13 protein-coding genes are annotated in these 16,881 nt (G+C 44.6%); 5 read left to right on the top strand and 8 right to left on the bottom strand.

From position 1 onward, the window contains the following. Window positions 1-54: 54 nt before the first annotated feature. The 7 genes from lpdA to xerD all read right to left on the bottom strand — a co-directional run bounded on the left by lpdA (window position 55) and on the right by xerD (window position 10,981). Window positions 55-1,482, bottom strand: coding sequence for a dihydrolipoyl dehydrogenase (gene lpdA / locus EYW48_RS03155; RefSeq protein ID WP_053311323.1), 1,428 nt, complete (start codon window positions 1,480-1,482; stop codon window positions 55-57). A 264-nt stretch (window positions 1,483-1,746) separates the two neighbouring features. Then, window positions 1,747-3,612: a pyruvate dehydrogenase complex dihydrolipoyllysine-residue acetyltransferase gene (aceF, locus tag EYW48_RS03150; protein WP_171979584.1), complete on the bottom strand. Its 1,866-nt coding sequence runs from the start codon at window positions 3,610-3,612 to the stop codon at window positions 1,747-1,749. Between the two features lie 19 nt (window positions 3,613-3,631). After that, complete coding sequence (aceE, locus tag EYW48_RS03145) at window positions 3,632-6,292, bottom strand: pyruvate dehydrogenase (acetyl-transferring), homodimeric type (RefSeq protein WP_053311325.1); 2,661 nt, start codon at window positions 6,290-6,292, stop codon at window positions 3,632-3,634. A 53-nt stretch (window positions 6,293-6,345) separates the two neighbouring features. Beyond that, entirely contained in the window at window positions 6,346-7,113 is a 768-nt protein-coding gene (pdhR, locus tag EYW48_RS03140; protein ID WP_053311326.1) for a pyruvate dehydrogenase complex transcriptional repressor PdhR, read from the bottom strand. Window positions 7,114-7,496: 383 nt separating this feature from the next. Further along, complete coding sequence (gene recJ, locus EYW48_RS03135; RefSeq protein ID WP_274693821.1) at window positions 7,497-9,236, bottom strand: single-stranded-DNA-specific exonuclease RecJ; 1,740 nt, start codon at window positions 9,234-9,236, stop codon at window positions 7,497-7,499. A gap of 43 nt (window positions 9,237-9,279) precedes the next feature. Beyond that, window positions 9,280-10,056, bottom strand: a complete 777-nt coding sequence (dsbC, locus tag EYW48_RS03130) for a bifunctional protein-disulfide isomerase/oxidoreductase DsbC (RefSeq protein WP_053311328.1) — start codon at window positions 10,054-10,056, stop codon at window positions 9,280-9,282. A gap of 16 nt (window positions 10,057-10,072) precedes the next feature. Next, the gene (gene xerD, locus EYW48_RS03125; protein WP_053311329.1) at window positions 10,073-10,981 is read right to left on the bottom strand and encodes a site-specific tyrosine recombinase XerD; all 909 of its coding nucleotides are present in this window, start codon (window positions 10,979-10,981) and stop codon (window positions 10,073-10,075) included. A gap of 151 nt (window positions 10,982-11,132) precedes the next feature. On the opposite strand from xerD, the gene fldB reads away from it, so the two are divergent. Then, window positions 11,133-11,651, top strand: a complete 519-nt coding sequence (fldB, locus tag EYW48_RS03120; RefSeq protein ID WP_261926994.1) for a flavodoxin FldB — start codon at window positions 11,133-11,135, stop codon at window positions 11,649-11,651. Here the strand turns inward: fldB and ampD are convergent. Then, entirely contained in the window at window positions 11,648-12,241 is a 594-nt protein-coding gene (gene ampD / locus EYW48_RS03115) for a 1,6-anhydro-N-acetylmuramyl-L-alanine amidase AmpD (RefSeq protein ID WP_168523308.1), read from the bottom strand. The genes fldB and ampD overlap by 4 nt on opposite strands. 131 nt (window positions 12,242-12,372) lie before the next feature. Here ampD and nadC point away from each other — a divergent pair, with 131 nt between their 5' ends. From nadC to EYW48_RS03095, 4 genes are all read left to right on the top strand, one after another. Continuing rightward, window positions 12,373-13,260 carry a carboxylating nicotinate-nucleotide diphosphorylase gene (gene nadC, locus EYW48_RS03110; protein WP_053311332.1) on the top strand — a complete coding sequence of 296 codons (888 nt, stop codon included), beginning with the start codon at window positions 12,373-12,375 and terminating at the stop codon, window positions 13,258-13,260. Between the two features lie 236 nt (window positions 13,261-13,496). Further along, window positions 13,497-13,916 (top strand): prepilin-type N-terminal cleavage/methylation domain-containing protein, encoded by a 420-nt coding sequence (locus tag EYW48_RS03105; RefSeq protein ID WP_261918111.1) that lies wholly within the window; start codon window positions 13,497-13,499, stop codon window positions 13,914-13,916. An 8-nt stretch (window positions 13,917-13,924) separates the two neighbouring features. Continuing rightward, window positions 13,925-15,613 (top strand): type IV-A pilus assembly ATPase PilB, encoded by a 1,689-nt coding sequence (gene pilB, locus EYW48_RS03100; RefSeq protein WP_176245377.1) that lies wholly within the window; start codon window positions 13,925-13,927, stop codon window positions 15,611-15,613. Between the two features lie 32 nt (window positions 15,614-15,645). Beyond that, complete coding sequence (locus EYW48_RS03095) at window positions 15,646-16,869, top strand: type II secretion system F family protein (RefSeq protein ID WP_277431849.1); 1,224 nt, start codon at window positions 15,646-15,648, stop codon at window positions 16,867-16,869. The last annotated feature ends 12 nt before the right edge of the window (window positions 16,870-16,881 follow it).

Here is a 16,881-nt window from a genome sequence, read left to right as displayed (position 1 = left end):
AGCATAAAAAAACCGCTGAATTCAGCGGTTTTTCTTTATCTGACGATTAGGTCATTACTTTTTCTTTTTCGCTTTCGCGTTTGGAAGGTCAGTAATCGTACCTTCAAACACTTCAGCCGCAAGACCAACAGACTCGTGTAGCGTTGGGTGAGCATGAATCGTCAATGCGATATCTTCTGCATCACAACCCATCTCGATAGCAAGACCAATTTCACCCAGTAGTTCACCACCGTTAGTACCAACGATAGCACCACCAATAACGCGATGAGTCTCTTTATCAAAAATAAGCTTGGTCATACCGTCTGCACAATCAGAAGCGATTGCACGACCAGAAGCAGCCCAAGGGAATGTCGCTACTTCGTAGTTAATACCTTCTGCTTTCGCTTCTTTTTCAGTTTTACCAACCCAAGCCACTTCTGGCTCAGTGTACGCAATTGAAGGGATTACTTTAGGGTCAAAGTAGTGTTTCTTACCTGAAATAACTTCTGCCGCTACGTGACCTTCATGCACACCTTTGTGAGCCAACATTGGTTGACCAACAATATCACCGATAGCGAAGATATGAGGAACATTCGTGCGCATTTGCTTATCCACATTGATAAAGCCACGCTCATCCACTTCAATACCTGCTTTTTCAGCATCCATCAGCTTACCATTTGGTACACGGCCGATAGCAACAAGGACTGCATCATAACGCTCAGCTTCCGCTGGTGCTTTTTTGCCTTCCATTGAAACGTAGATACCATCTTCTTTCGCTTCAACAGCCGTCACTTTCGTTTCAAGCATCAGGTTAAATTTGTCTTTAATACGTTTGGTGTAAACTTTAACCATGTCTTTATCCGCCGCTGGGATAAGTTGGTCAAACATTTCAACCACATCAATCTTAGAACCCAGCGAGTGGTAAACCGTCGCCATTTCCAAACCGATAATACCGCCACCCATGATCAACAGCTTTCCAGGAACTTCTTTCAGTTCAAGTGCATCAGTTGAATCCCAAATACGTGGGTCTTCATGAGGAATGAATGGTAGTTTAATTGGGCGAGAACCCGCAGCAACGATAGCGTTATCGAAGTTAACCACGGTTTTGCCGTCTTCACCTTCAACTTCGATAGCATTAGGGCCAGTAAATTTACCAAAACCGTTAACAACGGTGACTTTACGCATCTTAGCCATACCGCCAAGACCGCCTGTCAGTTGGTTGATCACTTTTTCTTTCCAAAGACGAATTTTGTCGATGTCAGTTTGTGGTTCACCAAATACGATACCATGCTCAGCAAGCGCTTTCGCTTCTTCAATAACTTTCGCTACGTGAAGTAGTGCTTTAGATGGGATACAACCCACGTTCAAACACACACCACCAAGGGTGCTGTAACGTTCAATAAGTACTGTTTCAAGACCTAAGTCTGCACAGCGGAATGCAGCGGAGTAACCAGCAGGACCGGCACCAAGCACTACCACTTGGGCTTTGATTTCTTTGCTCATTTTGACCTCTTGTAGTCATTATCCCTAACAGGCTGAGTGGGTGTTCTATCTATTTGTTTTGTTATTAAAAACGAATTACTTAAAACGAGATATTTTTCAGACCGCAACAGTTTACAGAGATGTTAATGGTGTGAAAAGTAAATCCATTTAGCCTGTGAGCTAGACGACAATTCGATTAGGAAAAAGTGTTCGTAATCCAATCATCTTGTTATTCGTGTTAACGAGGGCGGCTTAATCGCCGCCCTATCATTAACTAAACTTGGCTTACAAAACCAGACGGCGAATGTCTGATAATGCACCATTTAGGAAAGTGATGAAGCGTGCACCTTCCGCACCATCGATCACACGGTGGTCGTATGATAGAGAGAGTGGAAGTTGTAGGCGTGGTTCGAACTCTTTGCCGTTCCACACAGGCTTGATCTCTGATTTAGACACACCAAGAATACCCACTTCTGGCGCATTGACGATTGGCGTAAATGCAGTACCACCAATGCCACCTAGGCTAGAGATAGTGAAACAACCACCCTGCATATCTGCCGCTGTCAGTTTACCAGCACGTGCTTTCTTCGATACTTCAGCAAGCTCAGCTGATAGCTCGTAAATGCCTTTTTTGTTCACATCTTTAAAGACAGGAACAACGAGACCATTTGGCGTATCAACCGCAATACCCACGTTTACGTATTTCTTCAGAATCAAGCTTTCGCCATCGTCAGAAAGTGAAGAGTTAAATGCAGGGAAGGCTTCTAGAGCTTTCGCTACAGCTTTCATGATGAACACGAGTGGCGTGATCTTCATGCCTGTATCTTTCTTCGCTTCAATCGCATTTTGCTCTTTACGGAAGTTCTCAAGCTCGGTGATATCAGCGTTATCCCATTGGGTAACGTGTGGGATCATCACCCAGTTACGGTGCAAGTTAGCACCCGAGATTTTCTTGATACGAGAAAGTGGCTGAACTTCAGTTTCACCAAACTTGCTGAAATCAACTTTTGGCCAAGGTAGGAGGCCAAGTGCTGCGCCATCACCTTTACCAGAAGCCGCTGCTGCCGAACCAGATTCAAGACGCTTAAGTGCTTCTTTCACATAATTTTGCACATCTTCTTTTAGGATACGGCTCTTACGACCAGAACCTTTCACCTTAGATAGATTAACGCCAAATTCACGTGCAAGACGACGAACAACTGGAGAAGCATGAGAATACTCATTGTTCTCTTCAAACTCTGCTGTTGCTACTGTCGCTGGTTTGGTTACTTCAGCTTTTGGTGCCACAGGTGCCGCTGCTTGAGCAGGAGCTGCAACTGGTGCTGCACCTGCTACTTCAAAGACCATGATTAACGAGCCAGTCGATACTTTATCGCCTGTTGTAATCTTGATTTCTTTCACTACACCGGCAAACGGTGCTGGCACTTCCATTGAAGCTTTGTCGCCTTCAACCGTGATTAGAGATTGCTCTTCTTCCACGGTATCGCCAACGGCAACCATGATTTCAGTCACTTCTACTTCATCACCACCGATATCTGGAACGTTGACTTCTTTCGCTGCAGAAGCGGTCGGAGCTGCCGTCATTGGTGCTGCTACAGCAGGAGCCGCGGCTACGCCTGAACCTGCAACTTCAAATACCATGATTAAAGAGCCAGTCGTTACTTTATCGCCTGCTGCTACTGTGATCTCTTTCAGCGTACCTGCGAATGGCGCTGGAACTTCCATAGAAGCTTTGTCGCCTTCAACCGTCAATAGAGATTGCTCTTCTTCGATTGCATCACCGATAGCGACCATGATTTCAGTAACTTCTACTTCATCACCGCCAATATCTGGAACATGTACTTCTTTAAGCTCGCTTGCTGATGCTGCCACAGGAGCAGCTGCTGGAGCTACTTCAACTGCAGCTGGCGCTGCTGCACCTTCTGCTTCAAAGATCATAATCAATGAACCAGTAGAGACTTTATCACCTTCAGCGATTTTGATTTCTTTAACAATACCTGCTTGAGAGGCAGGAACCTCCATAGAAGCCTTATCGCCTTCTACAGTAATAAGAGACTGTTCTTCTTCAACCTTGTCGCCAACGCTGACAAGAATTTCAGTAACTTCAACCTCATCCGCACCAATGTCAGGTACATTAATTTCGATTGCCATTATTCTTTCCTACCTTCAATTAAGCGTATAGCGGGTTTGTTTTTTCAGTATCGATGTTGAATTTCTTAATTGCTTGCGCAATGACAGATTTCTCAACTTCGCCACGTTTCGCTAGTTCAGTTAACGCTGCAACCACAACATAACCTGCGTTCACTTCGAAATGACGACGTAAGTTTTCGCGGCTGTCTGAACGACCAAAACCATCCGTACCCAACACTTTGAAAGACTCAGCAGGGATAAACGCACGCACTTGCTCGGCGTAGTTTTTCATGTAATCCGTTGCTGCGATTGCAGGTTCGCTACCCATTACCGTTTGAATGTAAGGAACTTGTGCCTGCGCTTCAGGGTGAAGCATGTTGTAACGTTCACAAGCTTGGCCATCACGAGTTACTTCGTTGAATGACGTTACCGAGTAAACATCAGAAGCAATACCGTACTCATCACTTAAGATTTGAGCCGCTTTACGCACTTCGTTCATGATAGTACCAGAGCTCATTAGCTGAACTTTACCTTTCGAACCAGTGTAAGTTTCTAGCTTATAGATACCCTTACGAATGCCTTCTTCAGCGCCTTCTGGCATTGCTGGCATTGCGTAGTTTTCGTTCATCAGAGTTAGGTAGTAGAACACGTTCTCTTGATCACCATACATGCGACGGATACCGTCTTGCATGATTACCGCCACTTCATAAGCGAAGGTTGGATCGTAAGAAATACAGTTAGGAACTGTACCCGCCATGATGTGCGAGTGGCCATCTTCGTGCTGTAGACCTTCACCGTTAAGCGTTGTACGACCTGCTGTTGCACCCAGTAAGAAACCACGAGCTTGTTGATCGCCCGCCATCCACGCCATATCGCCAACACGTTGGAAACCAAACATGGAGTAATAGATGTAGAACGGAATCATTGGCAGGTTGTTGGTGCTGTATGATGTTGCAGCCGCAACCCATGAAGACATAGCACCTAGCTCATTGATACCTTCTTGCAGTACCTGACCTGATGTTGCTTCTTTATAGTAAGAAACGATATCGCGATCTTGAGGGGTGTAGTTCTGACCGTGTGGATTGTAAATACCGATTTGACGGAATAGACCTTCCATACCAAATGTACGCGCTTCATCGGCGATAATTGGCACAATGTTCTTGCCAATGTTTTTATCTTTAAGCAGAACGTTCAATGCACGAACAAATGCCATTGTTGTTGAAATATCACGCTTCTGCTCTTCAAGTAGTGGCTTGAATTCATCAACCGGTGGAATCACTAATTCTTCTGTGAATTTAGGCAAACGCTGTGGCGTGTAACCTTTTAGTGCTTTACGACGAGCATGTAGATATTCGTGCTCTTTAGAGCCTTCTTCCAGCGTTAAGTATGGCAGTTCTTTTACCGCTTCGTCAGTTAGCAGATCTTGTAGGCCTAGACGGTCACGTAGGTGAAGTACGTGAGTCATGTCCATCTTCTTAACTTGGTGTGCGATATTCTTACCTTCTGCCGCTTCACCCATGCCGTAACCTTTTACTGTTTTCGCTAGGATAACAGTAGGACGACCATTGGTTTCTTGTGCATTTTTAAATGCTGCGTACAGTTTAGATGAATCATGACCACCACGCTTAAGCGCGAAGATCTCATCATCAGTCATGTCAGCAACAAGTGCTGCGGTTTCTGGGTATTTACCAAAGAAGTGCTCACGTACGTACGCGCCATCTTTAGATTTGAATGTTTGGTAGTCACCATCGATAGTTTCATTCATTAGTTGAAGAAGCTTACCAGATGTGTCTTTTGCCAGTAGTGAATCCCAGTTACTACCCCAGATAACTTTAACCACATTCCAACCAGCGCCTTTAAATAGGCCTTCTAGTTCTTGGATGATGCTGCCGTTACCCATAACAGGGCCATCTAGACGCTGTAGGTTACAGTTGATTAGGAAACATAGATTATCGAGTTTTTCACGAGCGGCAAACGAGATTGCACCGCGTGATTCTGGCTCATCCATTTCACCATCACCTAGGAACGCGTAAACACGTTGCTCTTTGGTATCTTTCATACCACGGCCATCTAGGTATTTAAGGAAGCGAGCTTGGTAAATAGCAGAGATCGGACCTAGTCCCATAGATACAGTCGGGAATTGCCAGAACTCAGGCATTAATTTAGGGTGAGGATATGAAGGGATACCCTTGCCATCCACTTCTTGACGGAAGTTGTCTAGCTGTTCAGCAGTTAAACGGCCTTCAACAAAAGCACGTGCGTAGATCCCAGGAGAGATGTGACCTTGGTAATAAACCAAGTCGCCACCATCTTTTTCGTTAGGAGCACGGAAGAAGTGGTTAAAACATGTTTCGTAGAACGCAGCAGAAGACTGGAATGACGCCATGTGGCCGCCAAGCTCAAGGTCTTTTTTCGATGCACGCAGAACGATCATGATCGCGTTCCAACGGATGATTGAGCGAATACGACGCTCAAGCGTTGTGTCACCTGGGTAAGCTGGCTCTTGTGCTGCAGGAATCGTGTTGATGTAGTTGGTAGTAATACCAGTTGGCATATCAACACCGTCTAGACGTGCTTTGTCTAAAACTTGCTCTAGTAAAAACTGAGCACGCTCTACACCCTCTTCACGTACAACTGACTCAAGGGCTGCTAGCCATTCTTGAGTTTCCAGTGCATCTACGTCATGCTTCATGTCAGACATGGAGATCTATCCTTCTGTTGGTTGGATCTATAAACAAGCAATTAGTCGCTAATTTACGACTCATTACCTTGTTGAATTCGACGTAAAGAACGCTCACGGCGAGACTCTTCTTTGGTCAAATCCAACAATGTTTCTTCGATATAAGCTAAGTGAGAATGTGACATTTCACGCGCCTTTTCCGGCTGACCAGAAACAATCGCATCCACGATATTAGCTCGGTGTTTACTTACTTTCTCCACCACTTCATGGCGGCGGTGTAATAGCTTTAAATTCTGTAGAACATTTTGCTCAAGCAATGGAGCAAGGCTACGGACAATATGCAAAAGCACCACATTGTGTGCAGCTTCAGTGAGAGCGACTAAAAACTCAACCACCGCGGACGCTTCTGCTTCAATCTCTTTCTTTGCTTGTTGCTCACCAATTCTAGCTAAGCAGGATTGAATTCGAGCAAAATCTTCCTCAGTACCACGCAAGGCTGCAAAATAGGCAGAAATACCCTCCATCGCGTGTCGCGATTCAAGTAAATCGAGCTGAGTTTCAGAGTGGCTAGACAATAAATTTAGCAGAGGATCAGAAAAACTTTTCCAGATATTCTCGCTAACAAACGTTCCACCACCTTGACGCCGAGTTAATAGGCGCTTGGCTTCTAAACGTTGAATAGCTTCTCGGATAGAGGGACGCGACACTTCGAACTGTTTTGCCAGTTCTCGCTCTGGTGGCAATTGTTGCCCCGGAGAGAGTGTTCCTTCCACTATCAACCTTTCCAACTCCTGTTCGATAACATCGGAGAGTTTTGGCTGACGAATCCTTTGATAAGCCATAATTTATTATTCTTCTACTCTTTGCAGTCAATTGGTAATACCAATTTCAAGTTGGTGCAGAAATTAACATAATTAAAACGCAGATGTCCAGCCAAAACTTGACCTAAATCATAGAACGGGTCACGTTTAAACACACTGATAACATTAATAAGTTAAAACAGAAAAGATAATGGTCAGACCAATTACATAATCAATACAGATGGGGAATGAACGGGCTACTATACCCAATCACACGATAAATAAATTAGGTTGAGGGTCGTTGATTCACTACAGATCGTTGCTCAAAAGCAAAAAGCTTGGGAAAGGCAGTATAAAGAGAATAAAAAAGCTGAATATAATCAATCACTACTGATACCACTGTGACGCGGCATCAGTAGTCGACATTACTTCGCTTCTAGATGATCAATCATCAATTGCAGCGATTGATTACCACGAAATTCATTGATATCGAGCTTATAAGCAAGCTGAACGGTTTTCACAGATGCATCTGGCCAACGTCTTAAATCAACATTGAACGCAATACCATCGATCATAATATTGGTCGGATGACCTTTGAATAACGGTTCAAGCATTAATTTTAAATGCTTTTCTCCGACCAACTTTTGATGCAAGAGTTTAAATTCGCCATCAAAGAGCGGTTCAGGAAACGCTTGTCCCCACGGCCCACCAGCACGCAGCATTTCAGCGGTATGCATAGAGAATTCTTCAGGCTTTAATTCACCGTCAGACAAAATCACACCTTTTAATGCCGCCTCATCTAACTCTTCTCGCACCACCTGATCAAACAAACTCGCAAAGCGTTCAAAATCTTTTTCAGCAATGGTTAAACCTGCCGCCATTGCGTGACCACCAAATTTGGCAATTAAACCGGGGTGTTGCGTGTCAATCCGATCCAAAGCATCGCGCATGTGTAAGCCGACCACAGAGCGACATGAACCCTTGATATTTCCATCGCCACCATCCGCAAACGCAATCACAGGTCGGTGATATTTATCTTTGATGCGCGAAGCCAAAATACCAATCACACCTTGGTGCCAATCTCGTTGAAACAGTACTAACCCATGAGGTAATTGTGTATTTTCGCCAAGCTGTAAGCGTTCACAAAAAGCCAACGCTTCTTGTTTCATGCCTTCTTCGATTTCTTTGCGGGTTTGATTTAAGCCATCAAGCTCATTCGCCATCCGGCGTGCCGCGTGAATGTTATTACTCATCAATAACTCGACACCGAAAGACATATCATCCAAACGACCAGCAGCGTTGATCCTTGGGCCTAATGCAAAACCAAAGTCAGAGGCAACCAAACGTCGCGCATCACGCTTGGCTACTTCAATCAAAGCTTGGATCCCCGGCCTCGCGTGCCCAGCACGAATACGCTGTAAACCTTGATGCACGAGAATACGGTTATTTTCATCAAGCGGTACCACGTCAGCAACGGTGCCAAGAGCGACGAGATCGATCAACTCCATCAATTTCGGCTCTGCCATTCCTTGCTCACTAAACCAGCCCGATTTACGCATGTGAACACACAATGCCATCATCAAATAAAACGCAACACCAACCCCCGCCAAAGCTTTCGATGGAAATGCACAGCTTTGTAAGTTGGGGTTAACCATTGCATCGACTTCCGGCAAGACATGCCCAGGCAAGTGATGATCCGTCACTAATACGGTTAACCCTTGTTGTTTGGCATAGCGCACACCTTCGATTGATGACACACCATTATCCACGGTCATGATCACCTGCGCGCCCAACTCAATCGCTTGATCAACCACTTCAGGGCTTAAGCCATATCCATCTTCAAAACGGTTAGGTACTAGGTAATCCACATTATGACTACCAAGCATGCGCAGTGCTAAAACCGAAAGCGCCGAACTGGTTGCCCCATCAGCGTCGAAATCCCCAACGACAATAATGCGCTGTTGTTGCTGAATTGCGTTAAACAGCAATTTAACCGCTTCTTCAATGCCCCCTAATTTCTGGTAAGAATGTAAGGCTTTGGCAGCTTTATCCAGTTGCTCGACACTGGTAATACCGCGACTGATATAAATGCGTTTCAGCAAGGAAGGGAGAGTATCGGGAAGTTGTGAAAGGTCTGGTTCAGGTCTGCGTTTTATCTCAATCATAAATCAGCAGGCTTGAGTAAACTCAAGCCTGACTCCTAAGTTATTAAAGCTGTTGAAGGCGTTGCAATAGTTGAGCTGGCGGCAAATAGCCTCCGACCATTTCACCATTCGGTAAGAATATCGCTGGTGTACCGCTGATACCCAATTCACGTCCAAGCTGATAATGCTGCGCGATCGTCTGCTTCGCCTGATCGATATTTTCACCGGCTTGAGGCGCGCCACGATTCGTTTTCGCTTCATTCATCGCAGCCGCTTTATCATCGGCACTCCAAATGACGGCCATTTGTTCGGCAACTTGACCAGTCGCGCCTTGGCGAGGGAAAGCCATGTAGCGCACAGTAATACCAAGCTCGTTATAGCCTGCCATTTGGCTGTGCAGACGTGTGCAGTAGCCACAAGTAATGTCAGTAAATACTGTCACAATGTATTTTTCATCTGCCGCTTTGTACTCGATCATGCTGTCTTTGAAAGTTTCAATTTTAGCCGCGTTCAGTGGTGCTTGACGCTTTGCCAATACATCGACATAACCACCATTTTCATCTAATTGATACAATGTTCCTGCAATAAAATGACGGCCATCAGGCGAAGCAAATAAAATGCCGCCCGAAGTTTGCACTTCAACTAAACCTTCGACATCAGAGGCTTTAACATCAACCACTTGCAAACCTAGTTTTGAAAAACGTTGTTCAAAAACGCCTTTATCAATAGATTGAACTTGCTTGATTTGTGCCGTTTGTGGGGCTGTTGTGGTTTCTTCAGCGTTACACGCTGCAACGAAAAATGGCAATGTAAGTAGAGTCAATTGGCGTAATACGCTCATGTAAGTTCACCTTTATTCAAGCCCTTGGATGGTGCTCGCTATGCAATTGTTTGAGTCGCTCTGTGGCGACGTGAGTATAAATTTGCGTGGTTGATAAGTCACTATGTCCAAGCAGCATTTGCACAACCCGTAGATCTGCTCCGTAATTGAGCAAATGAGTGGCAAAAGCGTGCCTTAATACGTGCGGCGAGAGTTTTTCAACGTCAATTTCCGCGATCACTGCATAGTGTTTAATCCGATGCCAAAATGTTTGGCGAGTCATCTGCCGTGCGCGTTTGCTCGGAAAAACGATATCGGATGTCTGCTCCCCTAGTAATGCAGACCGCCCTTGGTGGAGAAAAGTTTCAATCCAATCCACCGCATTTTCTCCCATTGGAACCAAACGCTCTTTTCCGCCTTTACCAATCACTCGCACGACACCTTGGCGCAAACTGATGTTTTCCATGGTGAGTGACACTAATTCAGTGACACGCAGCCCGGTGGCATACAATAGTTCAAGCATGGCTCTGTCGCGCAATTCGAGCGGATTGTTGGTATCTGGCGCATTAAGCAGCGCATCCACCTGCTGCTCTGACAGATCTTTTGGTAAACGTTGCGGCAGCTTAGGGCTGACCAACAAAGCACTCGGATCATCGGCGCGAATTTTCTCTCGGTGCAGATATTGAAACAAACGACGAATCGCTGAGAGCATACGCGCCCGTGAAGTTTGTTTGTAGTCTTGGTCAGCAAGCCACGCTTGATACTGTTGTAACCCAGACAAACTAATAAAATCGAGGCGATAGTTATCGTGCTGCATCCACTGCAATAGTTTCGTCAGATCATTACGATACGAAGAGAGCGTATTTTCTGATAAACCGCGTTCCATCCACATCGCATCTAAAAATTGTTCGACAATTCCTTGGTCAGGAGAAAAATGCTCAGCCACATCAAACCTCAGTAGTAAAAATAACCTTGCTCAGGTTAAGTGAGCCACGAGTTTAATACCATAAAAAAACAGGGTTAGCAGGATAATCGCTGCAAAGCGCGTCAATTTATGGTTAGAATTCACCATTCTGACTTTAAACGAACAAAAAATTATGAAGATCGGTCTGTTTTATGGCTCAACCACTTGTTATACCGAAATGGCAGCAGAAAAGATCCGCGCCATCATCGGTGAAGATTTAGTCGACATTCACAATGTGAAAGAGACACCACTTTCTTTGATGAGCGACTATGATCTTTTAATACTCGGTATTTCAACCTGGGACTTTGGCGAAATCCAAGAAGATTGGAGCGCAATATGGGATCAAATCGATGGCGTGTCACTAAACGGCAAGTACGTCGCATTGTTCGGCTTAGGCGATCAAGAAGGTTATGGCGAATGGTACCTCGATGCGATGGGGATGCTACATGATGAGCTAAAACAAGTTGGTGCCCAATTTATTGGCTATTGGCCAAACCAAGGCTACCAATTTGAAGCATCGAAAGCACTGACTGAAGATGGAGCCCATTTTGTCGGTTTAGCGTTGGATGAAGATTCGCAATACGAGTTCAGTGACGAACGCATTCAAACCTGGGTTGAGCAAATTTTAGTTGAGTTCCACGACAAGATTTAATCTTGCTTGATCTGCGCCCTAAATCGACGCCAGTCAAAGACTAAACCGGGGTCGGTTTTGCGCAGCGGTGCAATATACTGGTGCCCGGTAATACGCTCAGTGGTGATCTTCGGATAATGCATCATTAACGCCTTGCTTAAATCCGTAAGCGCTTGATACTGTGCCTGAGTGTAGGCAACGAAATCGCTCCCTTCCAATTCAATACCTATCGAGTAGTCATTGCATTTTGCTCTGCCAGCAAAGCTTGATTGCCCAGCATGCCAAGCTCTGGCATTAAATGGCACAAATTGTATCACCTGGCCATTTCGACAAATCAGACAATGCGCCGAAACACCCATAGTATGAATCGTCTTAAAAAAAGGATGGGCATTGGGATCCAATCGACCAGTAAAAAACTGCTCAATATAGGGGCCACCAAACTTTCCGGGCGGTAAACTGATGTTATGCAGCACCAGCAATGAAATATCGTCCTCATCACTACGCTCATCAAAAAAAGGCGAGACAACACGGCGGGCATGTTGGTACCAACCGTCAACAATCGCTGTGTTTTGCGTGGCTTCGCTACTTGGGATAGTTAAGTTATACGCCATATTCAAAGGCTCTCTATTGGGTATAGTGATGATTTTCCGTATCGCTATTAGAAATTAGCGATTAATGGCTGAATTTGCTGTTGAGTCAGCGTATCATTCCTACTTCTGTTCAACACAATATTAGATTTGCGATGAAAAATACACACAATAGCCAACAACGCCTTGATTATCTAAAACAACAGCTTCCTCTTGAAATTACTCGTGCCGTGGCCGAGACACTTAAAGAAGATCTTGGTGGTACTCTTGATGCCACATCTGATATCACCGCAAGTCTAATTCCAGCAGACGCTCACAACGTTGCCACCATTATCACTCGTGAACAGGGTGTATTTTGTGGACAAGCATGGGCAGATGAAGTCTTTAAACAGCTCGGTGGTGAAGTCACCATTGACTGGCATGTACAAGACGGTGACAGCGTAGAGCCTAATCAAACATTATGTACCCTTTCCGGCCCAGCTCGCGCGCTATTAACCGGTGAACGTAATGCGATGAACTTTATTCAAACCTTGTCTGGCTGCGCCACAACAACTGCGCAATACGCCAAACAGCTTGCAGGTACTGATTGCCGCTTGCTTGATACCCGTAAAACCATTCCTGGCTTACGCAGCGCACTGAAATATGCCGTCGCGTGTGGTGGTGGTTTTAACCATCGTATTGGGGTATTCGATGCCTACCTCATTAAAGAAAATCACATTATTGCTTGCGGTGGCATCACACAGGCGATCGGTGAGGCGAAAAAGCTAAACCCAGGAAAACCGGTAGAAGTTGAAACCGAAAGCTTGGAAGAGTTAGTCGAAGCGATTGAAGCTGGCGCCGATATTATCATGCTAGATAACTTCAGCACCGATATGATGCGTGAAGCAGTAAAAATTAATGCTGGTCGTGCGGCACTTGAAAACTCTGGCAATGTAACGCTTGAGACCATTCGTGAATACGCACAAACCGGTGTTGATTACATTTCAGTGGGCGCTTTAACCAAGCACTTAAAGGCGATGGATTTATCCATGCGTTTCAAATAGATCAATCCACATCGACTCACTACATTTTTTGACTAAGGAAGCTAAATCAGCTTCCTTTTTAATGACACTCATATCAAAAAAGCTTCGTTTTTAACTGAGTCGTATTTTTTCATGTTCTGTATGCAATACGATAAATAAAAACTCTAAATCACTCGCGCAGCCCTATTTTACGCATTCCTTCTACTCAACAAGATTCTTATGCTCAGTCATTGGAATGTATTCAACTGGAGAAGGCAATGAACACCAATAGCAACAGAAAACAAAACGGATTTACCTTAATTGAATTGATGATTGTAGTGGCCATTATTGGTGTGCTGTCTACGATAGCGGTGCCTGCGTATAAAAATCATGTCAAAAAATCTGAAGCCACAGTCGCTTTAAGTACTCTAAGCGCATTACTAACCAATATTGATATAGAAGCTCAAGAAACCGGAGTTTTTCCTTCAAATTTGACCAATATTGGCGCATCAAGTGCCATGAATACTCTTGGTACACTTGAATTTCCCTCCGGCGTATCTTCTGCAATTCAGTTTAAGTTTGGTAGCCAATCGACGATGCAAAATAAAATTGTTCGCTTTACCAAAGGCTCATCAGGTTGGAGCTGCCAACACGATACAGCACAAACATTAAAGAGCTGTGTGGCAGGCACGTTCTAGTAAAAAATATGCTCACCAATCTCCCTGTAATTCTTCGGCAAGCAAATCTTATTAGCCTTGCGCAAGAGCAAACGGTTATAGAACATATTGAAGCTTCTGGTGATAGTGTGCTAGAGGCTCTTCTCACTTTAGGTTTATTTCATCATTACGATTTAACCGAACATTTAAGCTCTATTTTCGGTTTGCCCGACACTGACCTAACTGGTTATGACTACTATACATTGTGTCAACAATTGGGCTTACGAGAACTCATCACCCGCTACCAAGCACTACCAATTTTAAGAAAAGGCCAAACCCTGACCATTGCAGTTTCCGACCCAACCCATTTGCAAGTAGAAGATGATTTTCGCTTCGCAACGGGTTTGAAAATTGAATTGGTGTTGGCTGACTATAAAACTTTACAAGCCGCAATTCGTCGCCTGTATGGGCGAGCAATGCAAGAATCATCAAGCACGGAAAGAGAGATCAACCAAGATCAACTGGCAAATTTAGTTCAACTCGCTGACGATGAAATTCAGTCGGTAGAAGATCTTAGCCAAGATAATTCCCCCGTTAGCCGTTTCATCAATCAAATTTTATTAGATGCGATACGTAAAGGCGCATCCGATATTCACTTTGAACCCTACGAAACGCTCTACCGAGTGCGCTTACGTTGTGACGGTATGTTAGTCGAAACCCAACAGCCAGCCAGTCATTTAGGTCGCCGCCTTGCTGCGCGGATAAAAATCCTCTCTAAACTTGATATTGCCGAGCGGCGCCTTCCACAAGATGGACGGATAAAATTGCGTTTAAACCAAGACACAGCCATTGATATGCGTGTTTCAACACTACCTACCTTATGGGGTGAAAAAATCGTATTACGCTTACTCGATAGCAGTGCCTCCCACCTCGATATAGGCAAACTAGGTTACAACGATAAGCAAAAACAACTCTACTTACAGGCACTAAAAAGGCCGCAAGGAATGATCTTAATGACAGGCCCTACTGGCAGCGGAAAAACCGTTTCACTTTATGCTGGGTTACGCCTGCTCAATACTACCGATGTCAATATCTCCACCGCGGAAGATCCTGTCGAGATCAACCTATCAGGCATTAACCAGGTTCAGGTACAGCCAAAGATTGGCTTTGGGTTTGCACAAGCATTACGTTCATTTTTACGCCAAGACCCCGACATTGTAATGGTCGGTGAAATTCGAGATACAGAAACGGCTGAAATTGCGGTCAAAGCAGCGCAAACTGGCCACTTAGTCCTTTCAACCTTACACACTAACTCCGCCGCTGAAACCGTGATCCGCTTAAGTAGCATGGGAATTGAGGCGTTTAACCTAGCGTCCTCATTGAGTCTTATTGTTGCTCAGAGGCTAGCAAGACGACTTTGCCCACATTGCAAAAGAGCAACTAATACAACGCCCAGCTTGCTGCGGAAATTTAATCTTTCTGATCAAGACGTTATTTATGAGGCCAACCCTCATGGTTGTAATGAGTGTACCAATGGCTATGCAGGAAGAGTGGGCATCTACGAAATGATGGAATTCACCCCTCAATTAACACAGGCTATCATGCACAAGGCCAGCATATTACAAATAGAACAACTCGCTAAAGCCAATGGTATGCAAACCCTCCAAGAATCAGGCATCGAAAAACTGAAACTTGGAGTAACCAGCGTTAAAGAGTTACAACGTGTTCTTTATTTCTAACTCAACGATAACTCACTGATTGAGCCCAAATAATGAAAACATCAACAACAAAGCTTAAGCATTACCGCTGGAAAGGGATAAATAGCTCAGGTAAAAAAGTTTACGGGCAAATACTGGCTTTGGATGAGTTAGAAGTACACGGCAAACTACACGATCAGCACATTCAGATCAGGAGAATAAAAAAAGGCCGTATATCTCTCATTGCTCGCCTCACTCATCGTGTTAAAGCTAAAGACATTACCCTGTTAACTCGCCAATTAGCAACCATGCTCAGCACCGGGGTTCCTATCGTTCAGGCATTAAAATTGGTTGGACATAATCATCGTAAGGCAGAGATGAAATCGATTCTAGCGCAAGTAACAAAAGGGGTTGAGGCCGGTACTCCCATTTCAAAATCAATGAGTACAGCAAGCACGTATTTTGACCAATTGTATGTTGATTTAGTTTATAGCGGTGAACAATCCGGCAACCTAGCCGAGGTCTTTGAGCGTTTAGCCACCTACAGAGAAAAAAGTGAGCAATTACATGCCAAAGTTATCAAAGCGCTCATTTACCCGACAATGGTCGTCTTTGTCGCTTTGGCCGTTGCTTATTTAATGCTCACGCTTGTGATCCCTGAATTTGAAGTCATGTTTAAAGGCTTCGGTGCAGAGCTGCCTTGGTTTACTCAGCAAGTTTTGCAGCTCTCACATTGGGTGCAAAACTACAGCCTTTGGGGTTTCGCTAGCGTGTTACTTATTATCAGTATCGTTAAAGCTATGCGCAAAAAATCGTTTTCAATTCGTCTTAAAACCAGTCAATTAAGTTTGAGACTACCCATTCTTGGTGCTGTTATCGGCAAAGCTTCCATCGCTAAATTCTGTCGAACATTGGCAACCAGTTTTAGCGCCGGAATTCCCATTCTGGCCAGTTTAAAATCGACCGCGAAAACCGCTGGTAATATCCATTTCGAAACAGCGATTCAAGGTGTTTATCGAGATACAGCGGCAGGTATGCCAATGTACATCGCTATGCGCAATACCAATGCCTTCCCTGAAATGGTGCTGCAAATGGTAATGATTGGCGAAGAGTCAGGTAAACTCGATGACATGCTCAACAAAGTGGCGACTATTTATGAATTTGAAGTCGATAACACCGTTGATAATCTTGGTAAAATCCTCGAACCACTGATAATTATTTTCCTCGGTACTGTCGTCGGTGGGCTAGTTGTGGCAATGTATTTACCAATCTTTAACTTAATGAGTGTATTGGGATAGTATAATCCCCGC

This window comes from Vibrio sp. 1180_3 (assembly GCF_029478545.1).
GTDB classification, from domain to species: domain Bacteria; phylum Pseudomonadota; class Gammaproteobacteria; order Enterobacterales; family Vibrionaceae; genus Vibrio; species Vibrio aestuarianus.
This window is presented reverse-complemented; position numbering and strand designations above follow the sequence as displayed.